This is a genomic window from Candidatus Dependentiae bacterium, assembly GCA_018897535.1.
In the GTDB taxonomy this organism is placed as follows: Bacteria; Babelota; Babeliae; order Babelales; family UASB340; genus UASB340.
Map to the genome: position 1 here is coordinate 1 of JAHIKO010000073.1, position 2,454 is coordinate 2,454.

General features: G+C 49.7%; 2 protein-coding genes. Both read right to left on the reverse strand.

Translation table 11 applies throughout. From position 1 onward, the window contains the following. On the reverse strand, positions 1-1,007 hold a 1,007-nt coding region (locus KKE07_05015), incomplete at its 3' end, for an alcohol dehydrogenase catalytic domain-containing protein (protein ID MBU4270202.1). Positions 1,008-1,259: 252 nt separating this feature from the next. Continuing rightward, positions 1,260-2,255, reverse strand: coding sequence for a hypothetical protein (locus KKE07_05020; protein ID MBU4270203.1), 996 nt, complete (start codon positions 2,253-2,255; stop codon positions 1,260-1,262). Positions 2,256-2,454 lie beyond the last annotated feature (199 nt).

Genomic DNA, 2,454 nt, shown 5'->3' on the forward strand with positions numbered 1-2,454 from the left:
AGGGATTCTTTGTCATTGATGTCTTCCAGAGAAATCGTTTCACTGATCATCGGGGCAGTATCAAAGCGATTCTGACCCAGCAGCTCAACAACCTTTTTAAACGAAGAAACAGCGTAACAAAGAATCCCTTTCATCTCCGTATTCTTGATCAGGAAGATGGTCGGGTTTATTTTGACTTCATGCATGATCACACCCAGTATGATCACCTGTCCGCCGGATTTCATCAGGTATTGGGCGTTTGAAAAGCCCCAGTCCGCACCGGAACATTCATAGACGATATCCGCGCCATATCCGTTGGTCAGGCCGAGGTATTCGGCCATGGCCGCCTCTTCACCCGAAACAGCGGCATTGATGACGGCATCGGCCCCAAGCTTTTTGGCGATTTCTCCACGTTCCGGCGAAATCTCCAGAACAATGATTTTACCGGCGCCCCCAATCTTCAGGCTTTGGATCACCCCAAGACCAATGGGTCCTGCGCCGATAACGGTGGTAATGTCTCCGGGCTTGAACCTGGATGCCACAACCCCGTGAAAACCAACGGTAAGCGGTTCCACCAGGGCAGCCGCTTCAAAGGAGACATTTTCCGGAAGCTTGATCAACTGCTGCTCGGGTTTTTTTACCAGAATATATTCGGCAAAAGCGCCGTCATTGATCAATGAGGAGCCGATACCCCATTCTGGTCCGCATGCGCAGTTACTCTGGTTGTTATCCAGACAAAAATCACAGTTGCCGCACCAACCCATGGGTAAAACCACCACACGGTCGCCCGGGGCAAAACCCTGGACACCTTGGCCCAATTCCTCGACCGTGCCACTGAACTCATGGCCCATGACACACCCGAACTGATAGTAGGCATCGAATTGCGGCCCTTCTGTGTATCCGTGCATATCGGAGCCGCAAATCCCGCAGCGCTCGACTTTAATCACGGCCTGGCCCGATGCCGGAACAGGTTTATCCTTTTCCCGGATCTCGATTTTTTTTAATCCCGTAAATACTGCGGCTTTCATATTGGTACCTCCATTCCTTATTTTTTACAGCTATGTTGATCATTTAACGGAAACCGTGTCAAACAAGGTTTTTTTAAATAGTCCCGTTTGACATCGTCCTTAAATTGATATATCCATTTTTCAATTGTCAAAAACCCATTTGACAATGGGATTGAAGACCCCCTGCGCGCTGCTATGGAGAGGCGGTCGAACAGTGCGGCAGGGAGTCTCCAAAGGATAATGCCGCAATGCGGCAATTTTTTTCTCCCCGTATCAATTCTCATAGACTTCCCTTGCAACAGACAAAATTTCATAGGGAACGTCCAATTCGTATTTTATAACGGTATTGATGTTGATCACAAGGGCTCCCTTTTCCATGAACTGTGGAGAAATTTCGGTGATGGGCGTGCCCTTCAAGATTTTAAGCGCCATGGCACCACTCTGCATTCCCCAGAGCCTCTCGTCAATTACAATGGCGAAAACCGCCCCGGCTTCAGTATCCGCATCCGTAGCGGCAAACACCGGAACTTTCGAATGGTCAACGGTCCATCGAGTAAGGTCCTCCCTGGTCATCTCTTTTCCGTTTTGCTTTATATTGCTGGTGTCGGTCAGAAAAAGCGATTCAGCGGTATTATCCCCAACCCGGGTTTGCCATTCCTCAAATGTGTCGCAGAGAAACATCTTCTTGAACCTGACACCGGTCGTCTTTTCAAGGTCATCGGCCATGGTTGTCAATCTCTTTTCAACATCCGCCATGGCATCACTGTTTCTGCCGATGGCTGCCACGGTTTTCACCCCGGTCAACTGGTGGGCCAATGCCAGGGTATCCTCCGTGAAGGGTCTGGCCAAAACACCGGTAATGTTCGGTTTCGGCAGACCGAGTGATTCAGGATCGGCATACACATAGGAAAACACCATGGGGATATCATTAATGGACAGCCCGATATATTTGACCGCATCATCGCCGATGAGGATGATCACATTTGGCTTTATCAGTTTTACCTTTTCCGCGGTTTCTTTGCCCATGGCGACTTTGTCGGCTTCGGGAGCCCCATATAACGGCACGTAAAGCAGCTCGGAAACGGCATCGGATTGGGCAATCGATTCCCTGATCCCGTTCAGACATCTTTTTGCCAGTTCGTGTTGCTTTAAGACTTCCTCGCTGATGGCCGGTATAATCAAAACCTTTTGGGCAGCCCACGCATTCCCGGTCAACACCGTCATGAACACCAATGGTAAAATCCATTTCCCAATTCTAAAGGCAGTCATTTTATCTTCTCCTTTTCAAGAAACCATCTTAGCCGGATTTCAGTGAACATCATGCGCCGTAAGATCCTCCGCGCTTCTTCTGTTGATCTGCGTCGGGTCTCGGCAAACTGATGACAGGCGATTCCCATTGATCGGATATGATTTCGATAACCGCCGGTCCTTGGGGGGAGGCTTCCAGGGCCAGGGCCTGTTCCAGTTC

What these genes read in the sequence shown, in the direction of transcription:
- KKE07_05020 (MBU4270203.1), bottom strand. Translation starts at nt 2,255, where the DNA reads ATGACTGCCTTTAGAATTGGGAAATGGATTTTACCATTGGTGTTCATG.